The sequence below is a fragment of the Psychromonas sp. genome (assembly GCF_983033635.1).
The window spans coordinates 1-682 of record NZ_CEZLMY010000312.1 but is presented as its reverse complement, the minus strand read 5'-3'; the positions used below and the strand labels follow the sequence as shown (position 1 = coordinate 682).

Here is a 682-nt window from a genome sequence, read left to right as displayed (position 1 = left end):
GTGCATTTACCGATGAAATCAGTACAGAAATACAGATGGTAATTGAGAATTGTGCATACATCTGTCCCGTGATGCCCGGCATAACGGCTGTGGGGGCAAACACGGCAAGCAATACCAGTGTTGTTGCGATAATCGGCCCTGTGACCTCTTTCATGGCTTTTTCAGTCGCTTCTACGGGCGATAGGCCTTCATCCTTCATTAATCGTGTGACATTTTCGATAACAATAATTGCATCATCAACAACAATACCAATGGCAAGCACTAATGCAAACAGTGAGATAGTATTAATACTCATCCCTAAGGCATAGAGAAAAACAAAGGTACCAATTAATGAAACAGGAATAGCAATAGCAGGAATAAGCGTAGAGCGAATATCTTGTAAAAATAGATAAACGACTAAGATAACTAAAAGAACTGCAACAATGAGTGTTTCTACAACCTCCGAAATAGAAGCGCTAACGGATTCAGTTGTGTCATAGGTCGCGTCACTTTCGATATCACTGGGGAAGTTCTTTCCTAAACGATTTAACTCATTTTTAATCGCTTCTGCAACTTCTAATGCATTTGCTCCTGGGGATTGATAAACAGAAATAATTGCAGCAGGTTTATGGTTGAATTTTCCTTCGGCATCATATCGGCTTGAGCCTAATTCAACACGAGCTACATCCTCTAAGTATATCTT

General features: G+C 40.2%; 1 protein-coding gene. It reads right to left on the bottom strand.

What is annotated here, in order from left to right; all coding sequences use genetic code 11:
• Window positions 1–682 (bottom strand): efflux RND transporter permease subunit (locus tag AC4GME_RS18865; protein WP_490380049.1); only part of this gene is annotated, 682 nt, incomplete at both ends.